This window comes from Haloferax sp. AS1 (genome assembly GCF_014530665.1).
Taxonomy (GTDB): Archaea; Halobacteriota; Halobacteria; order Halobacteriales; family Haloferacaceae; genus Haloferax; species Haloferax volcanii.
Window position 1 is genome coordinate 2,447,399 of sequence record NZ_SPSA01000001.1, and the last position, 14,179, is coordinate 2,461,577.

Consider the following 14,179-nt stretch of genomic DNA (forward strand, 5'->3'; position numbering starts at 1 on the left):
CGCCGTTACCCATTGACGAGCCTCCAGAGCGCCCCGAGGGTGATGAGCATGCCGACGACGGTGTTGATGACGGGGTACCACCAGTACGCCCGGTCCACGTCGACGCCGGCGGCGACGATGCCGAAGACGACGACCGGATAGGCCGCCAACAGCGCGCCGAGACGGAGGTCGACCGCGGCGAAGGCGACGGCGGCGAGCGCCCACGTCGCGGCGCAGTACCAGTAGGTCCGGCGCTCGCCGAGGGCCGTCGCGGTCGTCCGAATACCGGCCTCGCGGTCGGGTTCGATGTCCGGAATCGCGGAGAACGTGTGCATCCCCATCGTCCACAGCCACGCGCCCGCCACGGCGAGCATCGGGGGGTTCGACCCCGAGACGGCCGCGTAGGCGGCGACGCCCGGCAGGACGTACAGCCCGTTCGACACCGAGTCGAGAAGCGGCGTCGTCTTGAACCGAAGCGGCGGCGCGCTGTACTCGACGGCGAGGAAGAAGTGCGCGGCCAGCCACGGCCACGCGACCCGCGGGACGAGGGCGAACAGGCCGAGTCCGAGCAGGCCGCTCGCGGCGACGACGGCGGTGTTCACCGGGTCGCCGCGCCAGCGGGCCTCGCGGTCGTCCTTCTTCGGGTTCGCCTCGTCCACGTCGGCGTCGAACACGTCGTTGACGCCGTAGAGAAAGACGTTCGCGGGGACGAGGAAGTACGCGAACAGGGCGACCGACTGGCGGCCGAACAGGTCGGCGGGGGTGCTCGCGGCGGCCGCGACGCCGACGACGACGGGGCCGGCGAGGTAGAGCCAGAAGCGGGGTCGCGAGAGGACCGCGAGGTAGACGAGGCGGTCGCGGAGCCCGCCGTTCTCGGGTCCGCTACCGCCGGGTGCGCCACCCTCGCGGTCCTCGCGGTCCTTACCGCCTTCACCGGCCTCGGTCCCTGCGTCCATGTCGGCGCTCACCTCGCGTCGTCGGCCATCTCCTCGGCGGTGAGCTGGCCGCTGATGAGACACATCGGGACGCCGATGCCCGGCGTGGTGAACGAGCCGGTGAAGTAGAGGCCGTCGACCGCGTCGGAGCCGTGGGGCGGGCGGAGCAGCGCCGTCTGGAACAGCGTGTGCGCGAGGCCGAGCGCCGTGCCCTGCGTGCTGTTGTAGCGCTCCTTGAAGTCGTTCACGCAGAACGTCTCCTCGACGACGATTCTGTCGCGGAGGTCGACGCCGGTGTTCTCGGCGATGTCGTCGAGGACGAGGTCGCGGTAGCGCTCGCGGCGTTCCGGCGTGTCCTCCAACCCGGCCGCGATGGGGACGAGCGCGAACAGATTGCTGTGACCCTCGGGTGCGACCGAGTCGTCGGTCTTCGACGGCACACAGAGGTAGTACGCGGGGTCGTCGGGCCACGCCGGGTCGTCGAATATCGTCTCGAAGTGGTCGTCCCAGTCGGTGGGGAGGACGAGCGTGTGGTGGGCGAGTTCGTCCACGTCGCCCTCGACGCCGAGGTAGAGCAGGAACGCCGAGGGGGCGTACGTTCGGGAGTCCCAGTAGTCGGCGTCGTACTGGCGCTTCTTCTCCGGGAGGAGTTCCTGTTCGGTGTGGGCGTAGTCGGCGTCGGAGACGACCTGGTCGCAGAGGAACTCGCGGCCGTCTTCGGTGCGGACGGCGAACCCGCCGCGGCGACCGGCGATTTCGGCCACGGGCGAGTCGGTGTGGAACTCGACGCCCAACTCCCCGGCGAGGTCGACGATGGCGTCGACGACGCCCGCGAGGCCGCCGTCGGGGTAGTAGACGCCCATGTTGAAGTCGACGTGGCTCATGAGGTTGTAGAGCGCCGGGGTGTTGTTCGGCGCGCCGCCGAGGAACACCAGCGTGTACTGCATTATCTGCTGGAGCTTCGGGTGGTCGAAGTAGTTCTCGACGTGGTCCTGCATCGAGCCGACGAGCGACAGCCCCCACGAGTACCGAAACACGTCGAGGTCGATGTAGTCGGTGAGGGCCGGGCGGTCGGTGTAGACGAAGTGTTCCATCCCGATTCGGTAGTTCCGCTCTGCCTTCCGGAGGTAGTCGTCGAGCCTGTCGCCCGCGCCGGGTTCGTAGGACTCGAAGGTGGCCTTGTTGGCCGCGATGTCGGGGAGCATATCGACGCGGTCGCCGTCCTTGAAGAAGATGCGGTAGTGGGGGTCCAGCCGCGTCAGTTCGTAGTAGTCCTCGGGCCGCTTGCCGAAGTAGGCGAAGAAGCGCTCGAACACGTCGGGCATGAGATACCACGACGGCCCCATATCGAACCGGAAGCCGTCGCGTTCGAGCGTGCTGGCTCGGCCGCCGAGCTGTTCGTTCTTCTCCAACAACGTCACGTCGGCACCGGCGTCCGCGAGATAGCACGCCGTCGAGAGGCCGCCGAAGCCGCCGCCGACGACGACGACGGACTCGCCGGCGAGAGAGTCGAGGGCCGAGACAGAATTCATGTCCGTTCGTACGGACGTTGAGGGCATAAATCGACTGACCGAATCGACCGCCGTCGGGGGGTAGCTTTAGGCTCGGTCCCTCCCTACGGCCCCGCATGAACGACACCACCGCGGTGGTCACGGGTGCGAGTTCCGGCATCGGCGCGGCGGTCGCGCGCGCCCTCGGTCGCGCCGGCGTGACGGTCGTCGCCTGCGCCCGCGACGGCGACGCCCTCCAGTCGGTCGTCGACGATATCGAACGCGACGGCGGCAGCGCCAGCGCGGTCCGCGCCGACGTGCGCGACGAACTCGACATGGAGCGCCTGATGGAGACGGCGGCCCGCGCCGGCGGACGCATCGACGTACTCGTCGCCAACGCCGCCGTCGCCCACGGGACGCCCGGCGAGATGCCCGCGCCCGAGGACTCGTACGCGGCGTTCGACGACACCCTCCGGACCAACGTCCGCGGCGTCTTCGCGGCGGTCAAAGAGGCGCTGCCGCACATGGCCGACGACGGGCGCATCCTCGTCCCCTCCGGCTCCATCGCCCGCGAGGCGAAACCGGGGATGGGCGCGTACGCCGTCTCCAAGGCGGCCGCCGAGGCGCTCGTCCGGCAGTTCGCCGCCGACTGCGGCCGGACCGTGACGGTCGTCGACCCCGGCCTCGTCGCCACCGACCTCACCGGCGGGCAGGGCCGCGACCCCGACGACGTGGCCGACCTGTTCGTCTGGGCGGCGACCGACGCCGACCCCGCCGAGTTCGACGGCGACATCGCGGACCTCAAGGCGTGGAAACGGGCGACGCGCTGAGTCCTCCCGCCGTTTCGACCCACCTGTTCCGCCGGAACCGCGCCCCTTATTAATCCCAATCGGTTCGTTCACAATATGAACCGTTCGACGGCGACGGCCATCGGCGCGGGGAGCGTCGCGGCACTCGTCGCGCTCTCCGCGTACGCCGCGAGCGTCGAGGCGTGGAACCTCCTCGTCGTCTCGTGGGCCGCCTTCGGCGCGATGGCGCTCGCCGCCCCCCTCGGCGCGTGGAGTCGGGCCGAGCACGCCGAGGGCCTCGTCTGGGGCTACGGCCTCGCCAGCGGCGCGATGGTGACGAGCGCCGCGGTGTTTCTGGTCCCGCAGGCGCTCGGCCATCACCCCCAGTTCGGCGGCTTCGGCATCGCCTTCGGCATCCTCGCGGGCTTCGCCGCCCACACCGTCGGCCACCGCTTCGCCCACATGGAGTTCCCCGTGGACCGCACCGTGACCGAACTCTCGGCGCACGCCGTCTCCGCGGGCGCGATTATCGGTATCGTCTACGGGAACATCGACGTGGGCGTCGGCCTCGGCCTCGCCATCGTCTCGCACAAGGGACCGGCCGGGTACGCGGCCGCTCGGCGGCTCTCGGGTCGGGGCGAATCGGTCGCGCCGTTGCTCCTCCCCGCGGCGGGCCTCGGTATCGCCGCCATCATCTCCAGCGCGGTGTCGCTCCCCGCGACCGACGCCTTCCGCGGAGTCGTCTTCGGCTTCGCCTCGGGTGTGTTCCTCCACGTCGCCATGGACTTCCTCCCGCGCTGCGAAATCGGCAGCGAGATTCACGAACTGCTGTCGGTCGAAGACGGCCACGCCCACGCGATTCTCGACCGCCTCCGGGTCCACGCCGCGCTGAGCACCGGCGTCGGCGGCCTCGCCGTCTTCGCCGCGTGGCTGGTGCTCAACTAATCTCTCGTTCGCTCGCCGGCCCGAGGTAGCCCCACGCGAGCAGTCGGTCGCCGTCGCCGGCTATCCAGCGCTCGCCGATGTCGTCGCGGTAGTACAGGTTCGGGATGACGATGTCGTCGACGCGGTCATACGCCTGTTTTCTCGCCTCCTGCATCGTCTCGCCCTTCCCGGTGACGACCAGCGGGATGCCGCTTTCGCCGGCGGCGCGCCACTGCCCGTCGACGAGTTTCGCGTCCTCGATGTGGACGCCCTCGCGGCTGTCGGTCTCGAAGACGACCGCCGCGTTCCGCGAGTTCTCGTCGTAGGTCTGCTCGTCGGTAAAGGGGAACGGCGGCAGGACGATGCGGACCGCGATTTGGTAGCCGCCGTGGACCGACAGCTCGGGGTCGTTGCCGTGGGCGAGGTCGGAGAAGAACTGCGCGGTCGACGACTCGAAGGACTCCTCTTGGAGCGTAATCGTCGGGTAGCCGAACCGCGGGGTGAACTCCAGCGGATAGATGCCGTGTTCGTTGACGATGCAGTTGATGTCGATGCTCCCGACGTAGCCTTCCTCGGCGAGCCACGGTTCGAGCCGTCCCAGCGTCTCCTCGAACAGTCGGTTCCGCCCGGCCCAGAACATCGACGTGCCCATCTCGCCGGTCGAGGGGCCGATGTTGCCCGGAAACAGCTTCTTGTGCTCGAAGTTGAAGTTCACCGAGTCGACGAACGTCTCCCCGTCGAAGAAGCCGCAGACGGCGATTTCGACGCCTTCGACCTTCCGCTGGAGCTGAAAACCCTTCATCCGGTGGCCCCACGCCTGCTTGTACGCGCGGAGCACCTCGACCACGTCGCTGCCGTCGTCCTCGTTGCCGACGTAGAGGAGGCGCTTGACGTTCTGCACCTCGCCGAGCGGCTTGATGACGTAGGGGGCGCGGTTCCGCCGGACGTACTCGATTCCCTCGTCGAAGTCGCGGAAGACGCGCTGTTCGACCGTGTTGACGCCGTGTTCTTCGAGCACGTCCATCGCGTAGCCGCGGTCCTCTTCGAGGCGGTCGGTGTTCGGCGTCCCGCCGACCACGGCGTGGCCCTCCTCGCGGAGCTCCTGAGCGAGCGCGCCGGTGCCGATGTCCGAGCCGACCCAGATGTCGTCGAAGACGATGACGTCGGCCCACTCGACCTCCGCGCGCCAGTCGTCGGTCTTCGGGACGAAGCCGTCTCCGATTTCCCTGTCGCGCTCGGCCTCGATGTAGTACCGCACGTCGTGGCCCTCTCTGCGGACCTGCCACGCGAGGTCGGTGATGAGCGCGGCGTCCGCCGACACGAAGAGGAAGTTCATATCTCTCGACTCGGGCGGCGGCCTGAAAACTGTGTGCGTGGTGAGAGGTAGCGCGGGCCGCTCAGTCGCTCGTCAGCCGGCGAAGTTGGACGGAGACGCCGAGCGCCGCTCCGAGGAGCAACACGAGGTTAAACGCCATCTGGAACGGCGCGCGGTACTCGGGATTCACCCACGTCGTGATAGTCTGGCTGGCGTTGAGGTAGAACTGCAACGCCGCGATAAGCGCGAGCAACAGCAGTCCCGCGAGGACGGCGTAGTCGAGGAAGCGGCGCATCCGCTCCGCGAACTCGCGGTTCTCGGTTTCCTCGTCGTCTATCGCGTCCTCGGTACTCTCGGTCGGCTCTGGCGTCGAGTCGGTCGATACCATCGTCTCGATGTCGGCTTCGTCGGCAGTCGTCGAGTCGTCGCGCTCGCTCATTTCGACCACCTCCGGGCGACGAGGACGGCCGCGAGCAGCCCCACGACCGCCACGAGCGGGCCGAATCCGGGTGCTGATGAGGAGGTCTCAGTCGGTTCGTACGCGGTTTCCCGCGGTGCGTCGCCGCCGTCGCTTTCGAAGTCTTCGACGCGGAGTTCCACGTCTTCTCTGGTCTGGTTCACGCTAATCGTCCTCGTTGGGTTCAGGTTCGCCGCGCCGCGGGCGGTGTCGATGACGACCCCGTCGCGCAGCAACACGGCGTCGATGTAGTAGTTGTAGTCGTTCGGGACGCTCGCCGACGCGTCCACCGTCTCGGTTCGCCCGGCCTCGATGGTCCCCGCGTCGACCGTCGTCCGAGAGGCCACGATGTTGGACTCGGCCTGCCGGAGGACGAACAGCACCGAGAGGTCCTCGGCCGGGTCGTCGCCGGCGTTCGTCAGCGTCGCCGTCAGGTCGAGCGTCGTCCGGTCCTCGCCGGTCTCCGCGATGGCGAAGGAGACGGGCGGAAGCGCCTCGCTGTCGGTGAACGAGGTGGTCGACTGGAGGTACGGCGGCTTGATAGCCGAGACGCCGCGGACGCTCTTTCGCGCCTCGTCGACCCGCTCGTCGTCGCTGTATAGGACGACCTCGACGTCGTAGCCGCCCTCGCGGGGGACCGTGAGGTTGGTCGTCGCCGCCGTCTCACCGTCCTTCGAGAGCGTCCCCACGTCGAGTTCCTGCGTCGTCGTCAACAGCCCCGACTCGGCGTCGACGGCGCGGACGAGGACGCTCACGTTCTGCGTGGGATTGCCTCGGTGGTCGATTCGTGTCTCGATTTCGAGGGTGACCGTCTCCCCCGTCGCCTCCCCGGCCGCGATGGAGACGCCGGCGACGTCCACCGGACCGGGACGGACGGGCCCGTCGTCGGTGGGGTCCGCGATGACCCCCGGAACGACGGCGGCGGCGACGAGCGCCACGACGACGACGCCGACCGCTCCGGCGGTAAGGAGGGCGTTTCTTTCCATACCCGACTGACATTTACGATTGGGTAAATGTTTTGTCCCCGACAGGGTGACGGCGCGGGCGACGCGACGGAGACGCCGCGGCCGCGGGAACCGCCCCGCCACCGAGAGTATCATGATGAGTGTGAACACACGCTTTGCCCTCGGAGCGCGTATCTGTACCGCTATGTCGAAGGCGATGCAGCAGGCGACGTGTTCGTGCGGGTTCAGCGTGACATCCGAGAACAGAAACGAGGTGGTGAAAGTGATTCAGGAACACGCCCACGACGAACACGGAAAAGAGATGACGAGAGACGACGTGCTGGCGATGATGAAGCAGGCCTGACGAGCGCGGTCGGGCGTGGATTTTTATAGGACGGCGTAGCGATATGGGACATGGCAACATACGTTATCGGGACGAACTCGGTCCACACGAGCGCCGAAGTCTGCGACTACCTCTCGCGGCGCATCGACGCCGGCGACGTGGTCCACGTCGTCAACTCCCACCCCGGCGGCGACGACACCGACAGCGAGGACGTCCGCGACGGCGAAGACGCGCTGAACGTCGTCGTCTCCCGACTCGGTGACCTCGTGGACGTAGAGACCCACCAGTACATCCGCGGCAACGACGCCGCCGACGACGTCCTCCAGTGCGCCGACGAACACGACGCCGACGAAATCGTCATCGGCATCCGAAAGCGAAATCCGACCTCGAAAATCGTCTTCGGGAGCACGGCACAGGACGTGCTGTTACACTCGAACATCCCGATGGCGGTCGTCCCGCTCGAAACAGTCTGAGTGGCGCGCCCGAGACTGGCCGCGGCCGGCTCAGTCGCCGGCCCGGTACTCGACGAGTTCCATCTCGAACGCCGGCGTGTCGTCGCCTTCCTCCTCGTAGAACGCCACGTAGCCCGGCAGCGGGCTCTCCGGGGTGACGCAACTCTCCCAGAAGACGCTCCCGTTCGTCCGGACGACGAACGCCGCACACTCTAAGCCGGCGTAGGTCGATAGCGCTTCGACTTCGAAGCTGACGGTCCCGTTGGGGCCCGAGGACTCCCAGCTGTCGCCGACGCTGAGGGTCTCGCCGTCGACGCCGTTGTAGTACGGCGAGTCGAATCCGATGGTGGCGACCGACCCCGACGGCGTCCCGGCGAGTTCGCCGTACACCTCGTCCGGCGGCGCGGTCACGGTCTGTTCGGTCGTCCCGTTGGGCGTGACCAGTTTCGTCCGAACCGTCACCTCGTCGTCGGTCGCGGAGACGACCTCCCACTCGTAGGTCGCGGTGCCGTCGATGCCCCGACTCTCGATATCGTAGCGGTAGTACTGCCCGGCCCGGTACCGCTGGTCCCACGTTTCGTTGAACGTGACTGAGGTGCGTTCGGCGGCGTTGCCGCTCTGGTTGGCCGACTCGCCGTCGGCGGTCGTCGTCGCGTCTGTCGCGTCTGTCGTCGGTTCGGTCGCGGCCGTGGCGTCGCCGCCGACGCCGCCCCCGCACCCGGCGAGGAGAACCATGACCGCGGCGAGGAGCACTCGCGCTGCTTTGGGTTGCATACAGGACACGAGAGACCACCCGGGGTCATAATAGACACGTCAGACGGCGCGACGCGGCGGCGCGGCGGAACGGGCAGGGACGACCCGGTCAGTTGTCGTCGTTGTCGTCGTCGGCTTCGAGCACCTTCTCGGCGAGCGTCGGCACGAACGTCCCGATGTCCGTGACCATCCCGATGGCCTGCGAGGAGCCGCGGTCGAGCAGTTGCGTGACGGTCGCGGGGTTGATGTCCACGCAGACGGTCTTCGCCGTCGACGGCAGGCAGTTGCCGACGGCGACAGAGTGCAGGAGCGTCGAGAGCATCAGCACCATGTCGGCGCGGTGGGCCTGCTCGCGGATGGCGTTTTGCGCCTCGATGGTGTCGGTGATGGTGTCCGGCAGCGGGCCGTCGTCCCGAATCGACCCCGCGAGGACGTACGGCACGTCGTGTTTCACGCACTCGTACATCACGCCCGATTCGATGAGTCCCTCCTCGACGGCCTCGGCGATGCCGCCGGCTCGGATGACCTCGCTGATGGTGTAGATGTGGTGTTTGTGGCCCTTCCGGGGGTGTTCCATCGTCTCCATGTCCATCCCGAGGGAGGTGCCGTACAGCCCGCGTTCGATGTCGTGGGTGGCGAAGCCGTTGCCGGCCGAAATCATGTCCACGTAGCCCTCGCGGACGAGTTCGGCGAGGGCGTCGCCGCCGCCGGAGTGGATGAGCGCCGGCCCGGCGACGACGAGGACGTTTCCGCCGTCGGCTTTGGTTTCGCGGAGCGCCTCGGCAACCTCTCCGATGAGCGACTCCGAGGGGCGCTCCGAGGAGACGCCGCCCTGCATGAATCCGAAGGGACCGGAGGCGTCGCGGGGGCGCTCCGGCGGCTTGACGCGAATCCCCGCCTCGTCGGTGACGACGAGGTCGCCCTCCTCGATGCCGTTGAGGACCTTCGTGGAGGCCCGCGGGCCGTCGTCGGTCTCCTCGATGACTATCGCACAATCCATCTCGATGTCCTCGACCGGGAGCCACTCGCCTTGATACCGAACGTCGGTCGGGTGGTTCGTCGTCGAGTAAAAGCCCACGGGGACGACCCGGTCGGCCGGCGAGGCCTCGACGCGGGCGTCGACGGGGTCCGTGAGGTTCGCGCCGATTTGGTGGAGTTCGTGCAGTATCTCCTGGAGCGTCTCGCGGTCGTCCGCGGACACCGACATCCGGCAGTAGGAGGGCTCGTCTTTCTGCCGGCCGACGTCGAACTGCTCGACGTCGAAGTCGCCGCCGAGGTCCATCACGATGCCCATGGCCCGTTGCATCATCCCCGAGTCGATGATGTGGCCGTCGAGTTCGACCGTGCGCGTGAACGTCATCGACGGAGAGAGGGGGAAGGCGGCAAAGTGGGTTACGGACGCGCGGACGGGGCGACGCTGAGAAAAGCCGGGGTCGGTCGGCGTCCAGTTGCGTCCAGTTCGGGTCGGGCTCAGAGGAAGAAGCTCTTGAACGTGTTGGCGACGGTCCAGACGACCTGGTCGACGGGGTGGCCCCGCTCGCCGTTGACGCGGATGCGGTCGTCGGAGAGGGCGCTTCGCACCTCGGACATCGGCTCGGGCGACTCGGCGATGGTTTCGAGCGTCTCTCGGTCCGTCGTGATTCGGGTCGACGCCTCGCTGTCGGGGCCGGTCGACAGGTCCTCGATTCGCATATCGTCTCGCACCGACGCGGAGAACACCCGAGTCTCGCCCCCGTCTTCGACGTAGACGTTCACCGTTCGCCCCGCGACGAGACTCCGGGCGAACGAGACGTCTAACTCTTCGACGTTGTCGTTGTACAGCGCGACCCCCTCTTCGAGGAGCCGTTGTGTGTCGGCGTCGCTCGGCGCCTCCGACTCCTGTGCGACCACCGGCGCGGACGCGGCCACCGTGACGAGCGCGACGGCGAGGAACAACGAGACGAGACGGGTGGATGTGGACATTTCTGTGTGGTATAGGCCTGCCGAGGTCATAATGGTTCGCGCGAGCGTTCAACGGATTGACGGCTTCCGTCAGCGAACCGTTCGGAGGAACGACAGGAGATGGCCGAACGTCTGTTCGAACGCCCGGTCGTAGTGGTCGAAGTGACCCGCGGGGAGTTCGACGAGCGTCGCGTCCGGAAGTTCGTCCGCGAGGGCGGCGACCGCGTCGGCGGGCGCGAGGTCGTCGCGAGTTCCCGAAACGAGGAGCGTCGGGCAGGTGACCGCGTCCGGGTCGGGAAGCGCTCGGTAGCGAAGTAACGAGAGGAACAGCCGAGCGGGCGTCTCGTCGCGCCACGCGCTTCCCGGCGGCACGAGGTCGCGGTAGGCGGCTCGCACGCCGGGGTCCTCGAAGACGGCCATCGACGAGCCGTCGCCGACGACCGGGACGCGATACGGGCCGAGGAACCGCGACTGGAGTCTGTCGCGGACGCCGGCTGCGAGTGCGGCGAGCGTGCCTTTGACGCCGCGGCCCCGCGTGACGGCCGTCCCGTCGAGCATCGGGTTCTGGGCGACGACGGCGGCGACGCGACCGTCCTCGGCCGCCGCTCGGAGCGCGTAGCCGCCGGAGAGGCCCGCGCCCCAGAGGACGAGCGACCGGAAGTCTATTTCGTCGCGCCCGCGGAGGCCGGAGAGCGCCGCGTGCCAGTCGGCAATCTGCGAGTCGGGGTCGACGAGGTTCCGGGGCTCGCCGTCGGAGTCGCCGGTGTTGCGATAGTCGAAGAGGAACGCCGCGTAGCCCGCCTCGGCCAGCCGCTCGGCGTAGGGGCGGAGGCCGAAGCGACGCTCCGCCGCGAGCTCGCCGGCCATGACGACCACCGGCGGCGACTCGACGCCGTCGGGACGGTAGAGCCAGCCCGCGCAGTTCGACCCCTCGCTGTCGAACGTCAGCGCGACGCGCGAGTACTCGAAGTGCGAGGGCCGACGCGGGCCGCGCGCGGCGGGCGGCTCGCCGCGGTGTCGCCACGCGCTCACGCGTCGCCCTCCTCGTAGAGGCTGTCGAGGACGCGCTGGGACAACTCCTCGTCGTCGAGCGCGTAATCGTTGTACGCGCGAATCCAGTCGGCTTCGAGCGTCCACGTCGCCTGCACGTCGCCCTCGCTTCGGAGCACCGTCGCCTCGACGGTTCTCGGTTCGAACTCGTCGTCGCGGGCGAGTTCGAGGAAGGCCGTGACCGCGCGGCCCACTTCGCCGTGATCGGGTTCGACGTCCGGGAACGCCGTGAGATACGTCAGCGAGACGGCGTCGTCGAGCGAGACCGATTCGACGCTGATGCCGTTGCCGCGGAGCGCCTCCTCGACGGCGGTCGCCGGTTCGAGGTCGTTCATACCACGCGATACGACTGCCGGCGGCTAAACGTTTGCCGCGAGACAGAACGACGCGCGGGTCCGACCGACGGCGTCGCGTCGGCTCGACGGGGACGAACCGGGTCAGTCCGCGCTCGCGTCGGCCCGGCGAAGCGCGTCGTGGAGCGAAAACAGCGGCTCGATGTCGCCGGCGGCGTAGTCGACGAGGAGTCGAGTGAGTTCGGCGTGCGTCCGCGTGTGGTCGAGTTCCGCGACGACGTCCTCGACGTACGCCTCGCCCAGCGCCTCGCCGACGTGCGCGCCCTTGACGTGGTCGGCCTCGACGCCGAGGCGGTCGAGGTAGCCCGCCGGGAGGTCGTAGTCGTCGTACCAGACGGTCGGCTGGTCGACGCCCGCCTCCTTGCACGCCTTCCACAGCGCCGGGATGTCGCGGTTCGGCCGGACCGCCTCCGGGTACGCCTCGGCGGCGAGCGTCCCGAGGTCGACGTGGTCCGCGAACAGCGCGTCGATTCGACGCGGCGCGTCCGCCCAGACGCCGGCGTCGGCGACGCGGTCGGCCCACGCGCGGAGGTGGTGTTCGTCGAAGTACTCGCCGTTGTAGGTGACGACGCCCTCGCCGCCCGCGCCGCGGGCCTCGCACCACTCGACGACCCGCCGGAGGAGGTCGGCGGTGTGGTCGAGCGACCAGTCGCCGTCGCGGAGGAGCACCTCGACGTCGACGGGAGCGTCGTCGCCGGCGCGGTGGCCGAGACCGACGGCGACCAACTCGAAGTCGTCGGTGTTTCGGAAGTCGCTCGGCTGACCGTTCGGGCTTGCCGTCTCGATGTCGACCGCGAGTCGCCCCTCGTGCATACCCCGCTGTTCCGCCGGCGGGAGTCAAAAGTGGCCGGATTATCCGGCGAGTCGGGCGGTCCGAGACGAACGCGCCGCTATCCGGTCGAGCGCGGCAGAAATGAAGTGAAGTGGAAGTGACGTTCGCCGCGGGTGTGCGGCGGCAGTCGAGCGCGTCGGGGCTCGGCTCGCTACTCGGAGCCGAACATGTTGCGCATCATCGGGTGCATCTCCATGAGCTGTTCCTCCGCGATCTCCTCGTACAGCTTGTACGTGATGGAGACCGTAAGGAGCAGCCCCGTCCCGGAGACTGCGCCGATGGTGCCGAGCATGTTCGCCATGACGGCGAGCAGGCCGACGAGCGCGCCACCGATGACGGTCACCTGCGGGATGTACCGCTCCATGACCTTCTCGATGACCTGCGGGTTACGGCGGAACCCGGGAATCTGCATCCCGGAGTTCTGAATCTGCTGCGCGGTCGATTCCGGACCCATTCCCGTCGTCTCGACCCAGAATATCGCGAACACCGCGCCACCGACGATCATGAAGATCAGGTCGATGAGCACGCGGATGGCGATATCGAGCGGGTCGGCCGACGTGAGTCCGAGGAACCACATCCAGTCGGACCGCGACTGGATGGGCGCGAGATAGTAGAACAGGCCACCTGTGACCTGTCCGCTCGTGTACTGGCCGAGCCACGCTGGCATGCCGACCCACGAGGAGTTGAGGAAGCGCCCGAGGAACTGGATGTTCGCTTGCAGGGCGCGAACGAGGATCATCGGCAGGACGCTCGCATAGATGAGCTTCACCGGGAAGCGGCCGCGGGCACCCTTCACGCGGGCGTGCGAGAGGGGAATCTCGACGCGGACGCTCTCGGCGTAGACGACGATGCCGAAGATAAGCAACGTCGTGATGAGCGCGAGCAGCTGTCCCTGACCGAGGAAGACCGTCGACAGCAGGTCGGTCGGCGAGGCCGGTAGTTCGATGGCACCGGTGATGATGCCGATCCACGTCGCGAAGAAGCCCGACGTGCCGCCGAGGCCCTGCCAGCTGAACAGCCCGCCGACGAGCTGTTGGCTGACGCCGGCGATAATGAACAGGCCGACCCCGGATCCGACGCCCCACTTGCTGACGATCTCGTCCATGAAGAGGATGAGGACGCCACCGACGGCGATCTGCGCGAAGATGAGTCCCTTCACGCCGACCGTGCCGATACCGAGCGATGTCGCTACGGCCTGGTCGGCCGGCAGGAAGTTGCCGGCGAACACCATCGGCAGGCCCGTCAGGCAGATCATGACCCCGACGAGCAGCTTCTGCAGTCCCTGATAGAGGACCTGATCGCGCGGGTTGTTGTCCGTGTCGAGCCCGAGCAGGTCAGCACCGCCGAGCAGTTGTAGAACGATGCTCGCGGTGACGATGGGACCGATGCCCAGCTGGAGCACCGAACCCTGCTGGCCGGCCAAGATGGACCGGAACTGACCGAACAGGTCGTTCGCGGTCGCGGCGTCGAGGCCGAACAGCGTCACGTTCGTCAGGAAGAAGTACAAGACGAGAATGCCGCCGGTCCACCCGAGCTTCCGGCGGAACGGAACGTGTCCCTCCGGTCGGGCGACTGCGGGCATCCGCGAAAGCACTGGTTCGGCGGCGTCCTTCCATCCCATGA

General features: G+C 68.2%; 16 protein-coding genes. 4 read left to right on the forward strand and 12 right to left on the reverse strand.

The genetic code is table 11. From position 1 onward, the window contains the following. Positions 1 to 5: 5 nt before the first annotated feature. Together E4P24_RS12820 and E4P24_RS12825 are read right to left on the reverse strand one after the other, a co-directional pair. A complete protein-coding gene (locus E4P24_RS12820; RefSeq protein ID WP_188148555.1) occupies positions 6 to 947 on the reverse strand; it encodes a prenyltransferase in 942 nt (313 codons plus the stop codon). Then, a complete protein-coding gene (locus E4P24_RS12825; RefSeq protein ID WP_004062435.1) occupies positions 944 to 2,446 on the reverse strand; it encodes an NAD(P)/FAD-dependent oxidoreductase in 1,503 nt (500 codons plus the stop codon). The genes E4P24_RS12820 and E4P24_RS12825 overlap by 4 nt, the downstream gene beginning before the upstream one ends. A gap of 95 nt (positions 2,447 to 2,541) precedes the next feature. On the opposite strand from E4P24_RS12825, the gene E4P24_RS12830 reads away from it, so the two are divergent. Both E4P24_RS12830 and E4P24_RS12835 read left to right on the forward strand, forming a co-directional pair. Continuing rightward, positions 2,542 to 3,234: an SDR family NAD(P)-dependent oxidoreductase gene (locus tag E4P24_RS12830; protein WP_188148556.1), complete on the forward strand. Its 693-nt coding sequence runs from the start codon at positions 2,542 to 2,544 to the stop codon at positions 3,232 to 3,234. A 75-nt stretch (positions 3,235 to 3,309) separates the two neighbouring features. Beyond that, positions 3,310 to 4,137: a zinc transporter gene (locus E4P24_RS12835; protein WP_004062433.1), complete on the forward strand. Its 828-nt coding sequence runs from the start codon at positions 3,310 to 3,312 to the stop codon at positions 4,135 to 4,137. Here the strand turns inward: E4P24_RS12835 and E4P24_RS12840 are convergent. The 3 genes from E4P24_RS12840 to E4P24_RS12850 form a co-directional block, all read right to left on the reverse strand. Beyond that, positions 4,130 to 5,452, reverse strand: coding sequence for a phosphoribosylamine--glycine ligase (locus E4P24_RS12840; RefSeq protein ID WP_188148557.1), 1,323 nt, complete (start codon positions 5,450 to 5,452; stop codon positions 4,130 to 4,132). The two genes, E4P24_RS12835 and E4P24_RS12840, sit on opposite strands and share 8 nt — an antisense overlap. A 61-nt stretch (positions 5,453 to 5,513) precedes the next feature. After that, positions 5,514 to 5,879: a hypothetical protein gene (locus E4P24_RS12845; RefSeq protein ID WP_004062431.1), complete on the reverse strand. Its 366-nt coding sequence runs from the start codon at positions 5,877 to 5,879 to the stop codon at positions 5,514 to 5,516. Continuing rightward, the gene (locus E4P24_RS12850; RefSeq protein WP_115891482.1) at positions 5,867 to 6,874 is read right to left on the reverse strand and encodes a PGF-CTERM sorting domain-containing protein; all 1,008 of its coding nucleotides are present in this window, start codon (positions 6,872 to 6,874) and stop codon (positions 5,867 to 5,869) included. Before E4P24_RS12850 ends, E4P24_RS12845 begins: the two co-directional genes overlap by 13 nt. 163 nt (positions 6,875 to 7,037) lie before the next feature. On the opposite strand from E4P24_RS12850, the gene E4P24_RS12855 reads away from it, so the two are divergent. Together E4P24_RS12855 and E4P24_RS12860 are read left to right on the forward strand one after the other, a co-directional pair. Beyond that, positions 7,038 to 7,196, forward strand: coding sequence for a DUF1059 domain-containing protein (locus tag E4P24_RS12855; protein ID WP_158250835.1), 159 nt, complete (start codon positions 7,038 to 7,040; stop codon positions 7,194 to 7,196). Positions 7,197 to 7,246: 50 nt separating this feature from the next. Beyond that, positions 7,247 to 7,648, forward strand: a complete 402-nt coding sequence (locus tag E4P24_RS12860; RefSeq protein ID WP_006601445.1) for a universal stress protein — start codon at positions 7,247 to 7,249, stop codon at positions 7,646 to 7,648. Positions 7,649 to 7,678: 30 nt separating this feature from the next. On the opposite strand, the gene E4P24_RS12865 is transcribed toward E4P24_RS12860, so the two are convergent. The 7 genes from E4P24_RS12865 to secY all read right to left on the reverse strand — a co-directional run bounded on the left by E4P24_RS12865 (position 7,679) and on the right by secY (position 14,177). Next, a complete protein-coding gene (locus tag E4P24_RS12865; RefSeq protein ID WP_188148680.1) occupies positions 7,679 to 8,380 on the reverse strand; it encodes a hypothetical protein in 702 nt (233 codons plus the stop codon). Positions 8,381 to 8,489: 109 nt separating this feature from the next. Further along, positions 8,490 to 9,740, reverse strand: a complete 1,251-nt coding sequence (locus E4P24_RS12870) for a TIGR00300 family protein (RefSeq protein WP_115802885.1) — start codon at positions 9,738 to 9,740, stop codon at positions 8,490 to 8,492. Positions 9,741 to 9,850: 110 nt separating this feature from the next. After that, entirely contained in the window at positions 9,851 to 10,342 is a 492-nt protein-coding gene (locus E4P24_RS12875) for a hypothetical protein (protein WP_004062425.1), read from the reverse strand. A 69-nt stretch (positions 10,343 to 10,411) separates the two neighbouring features. After that, positions 10,412 to 11,353 carry an alpha/beta fold hydrolase gene (locus tag E4P24_RS12880; protein ID WP_188148558.1) on the reverse strand — a complete coding sequence of 314 codons (942 nt, stop codon included), beginning with the start codon at positions 11,351 to 11,353 and terminating at the stop codon, positions 10,412 to 10,414. Continuing rightward, a complete protein-coding gene (locus E4P24_RS12885; protein ID WP_008605701.1) occupies positions 11,350 to 11,706 on the reverse strand; it encodes a hypothetical protein in 357 nt (118 codons plus the stop codon). Before E4P24_RS12885 ends, E4P24_RS12880 begins: the two co-directional genes overlap by 4 nt. 102 nt (positions 11,707 to 11,808) lie before the next feature. Next, positions 11,809 to 12,537 carry a hypothetical protein gene (locus E4P24_RS12890; RefSeq protein WP_188148559.1) on the reverse strand — a complete coding sequence of 243 codons (729 nt, stop codon included), beginning with the start codon at positions 12,535 to 12,537 and terminating at the stop codon, positions 11,809 to 11,811. 170 nt (positions 12,538 to 12,707) lie between these two features. Beyond that, the gene (gene secY / locus E4P24_RS12895) at positions 12,708 to 14,177 is read right to left on the reverse strand and encodes a preprotein translocase subunit SecY (RefSeq protein ID WP_004062422.1); all 1,470 of its coding nucleotides are present in this window, start codon (positions 14,175 to 14,177) and stop codon (positions 12,708 to 12,710) included. Positions 14,178 to 14,179 lie beyond the last annotated feature (2 nt).

Coding starts and splice junctions, on each gene's coding strand:
- E4P24_RS12835 (WP_004062433.1), top strand. CDS start 3,310: ATGAACCGTTCGACGGCGACGGCCATCGGCGCGGGGAGCGTCGCGGCA.
- E4P24_RS12885 (WP_008605701.1), bottom strand. CDS start 11,706: ATGAACGACCTCGAACCGGCGACCGCCGTCGAGGAGGCGCTCCGCGGC.
- E4P24_RS12875 (WP_004062425.1), bottom strand. CDS start 10,342: ATGTCCACATCCACCCGTCTCGTCTCGTTGTTCCTCGCCGTCGCGCTC.
- E4P24_RS12850 (WP_115891482.1), bottom strand. CDS start 6,874: ATGGAAAGAAACGCCCTCCTTACCGCCGGAGCGGTCGGCGTCGTCGTC.
- E4P24_RS12855 (WP_158250835.1), top strand. CDS start 7,038: ATGTCGAAGGCGATGCAGCAGGCGACGTGTTCGTGCGGGTTCAGCGTG.
- E4P24_RS12830 (WP_188148556.1), top strand. CDS start 2,542: ATGAACGACACCACCGCGGTGGTCACGGGTGCGAGTTCCGGCATCGGC.
- secY (WP_004062422.1), bottom strand. CDS start 14,177: ATGGGATGGAAGGACGCCGCCGAACCAGTGCTTTCGCGGATGCCCGCA.
- E4P24_RS12890 (WP_188148559.1), bottom strand. CDS start 12,537: ATGCACGAGGGGCGACTCGCGGTCGACATCGAGACGGCAAGCCCGAAC.
- E4P24_RS12870 (WP_115802885.1), bottom strand. CDS start 9,740: ATGACGTTCACGCGCACGGTCGAACTCGACGGCCACATCATCGACTCG.
- E4P24_RS12860 (WP_006601445.1), top strand. CDS start 7,247: ATGGCAACATACGTTATCGGGACGAACTCGGTCCACACGAGCGCCGAA.
- E4P24_RS12840 (WP_188148557.1), bottom strand. CDS start 5,452: ATGAACTTCCTCTTCGTGTCGGCGGACGCCGCGCTCATCACCGACCTC.
- E4P24_RS12825 (WP_004062435.1), bottom strand. CDS start 2,446: ATGAATTCTGTCTCGGCCCTCGACTCTCTCGCCGGCGAGTCCGTCGTC.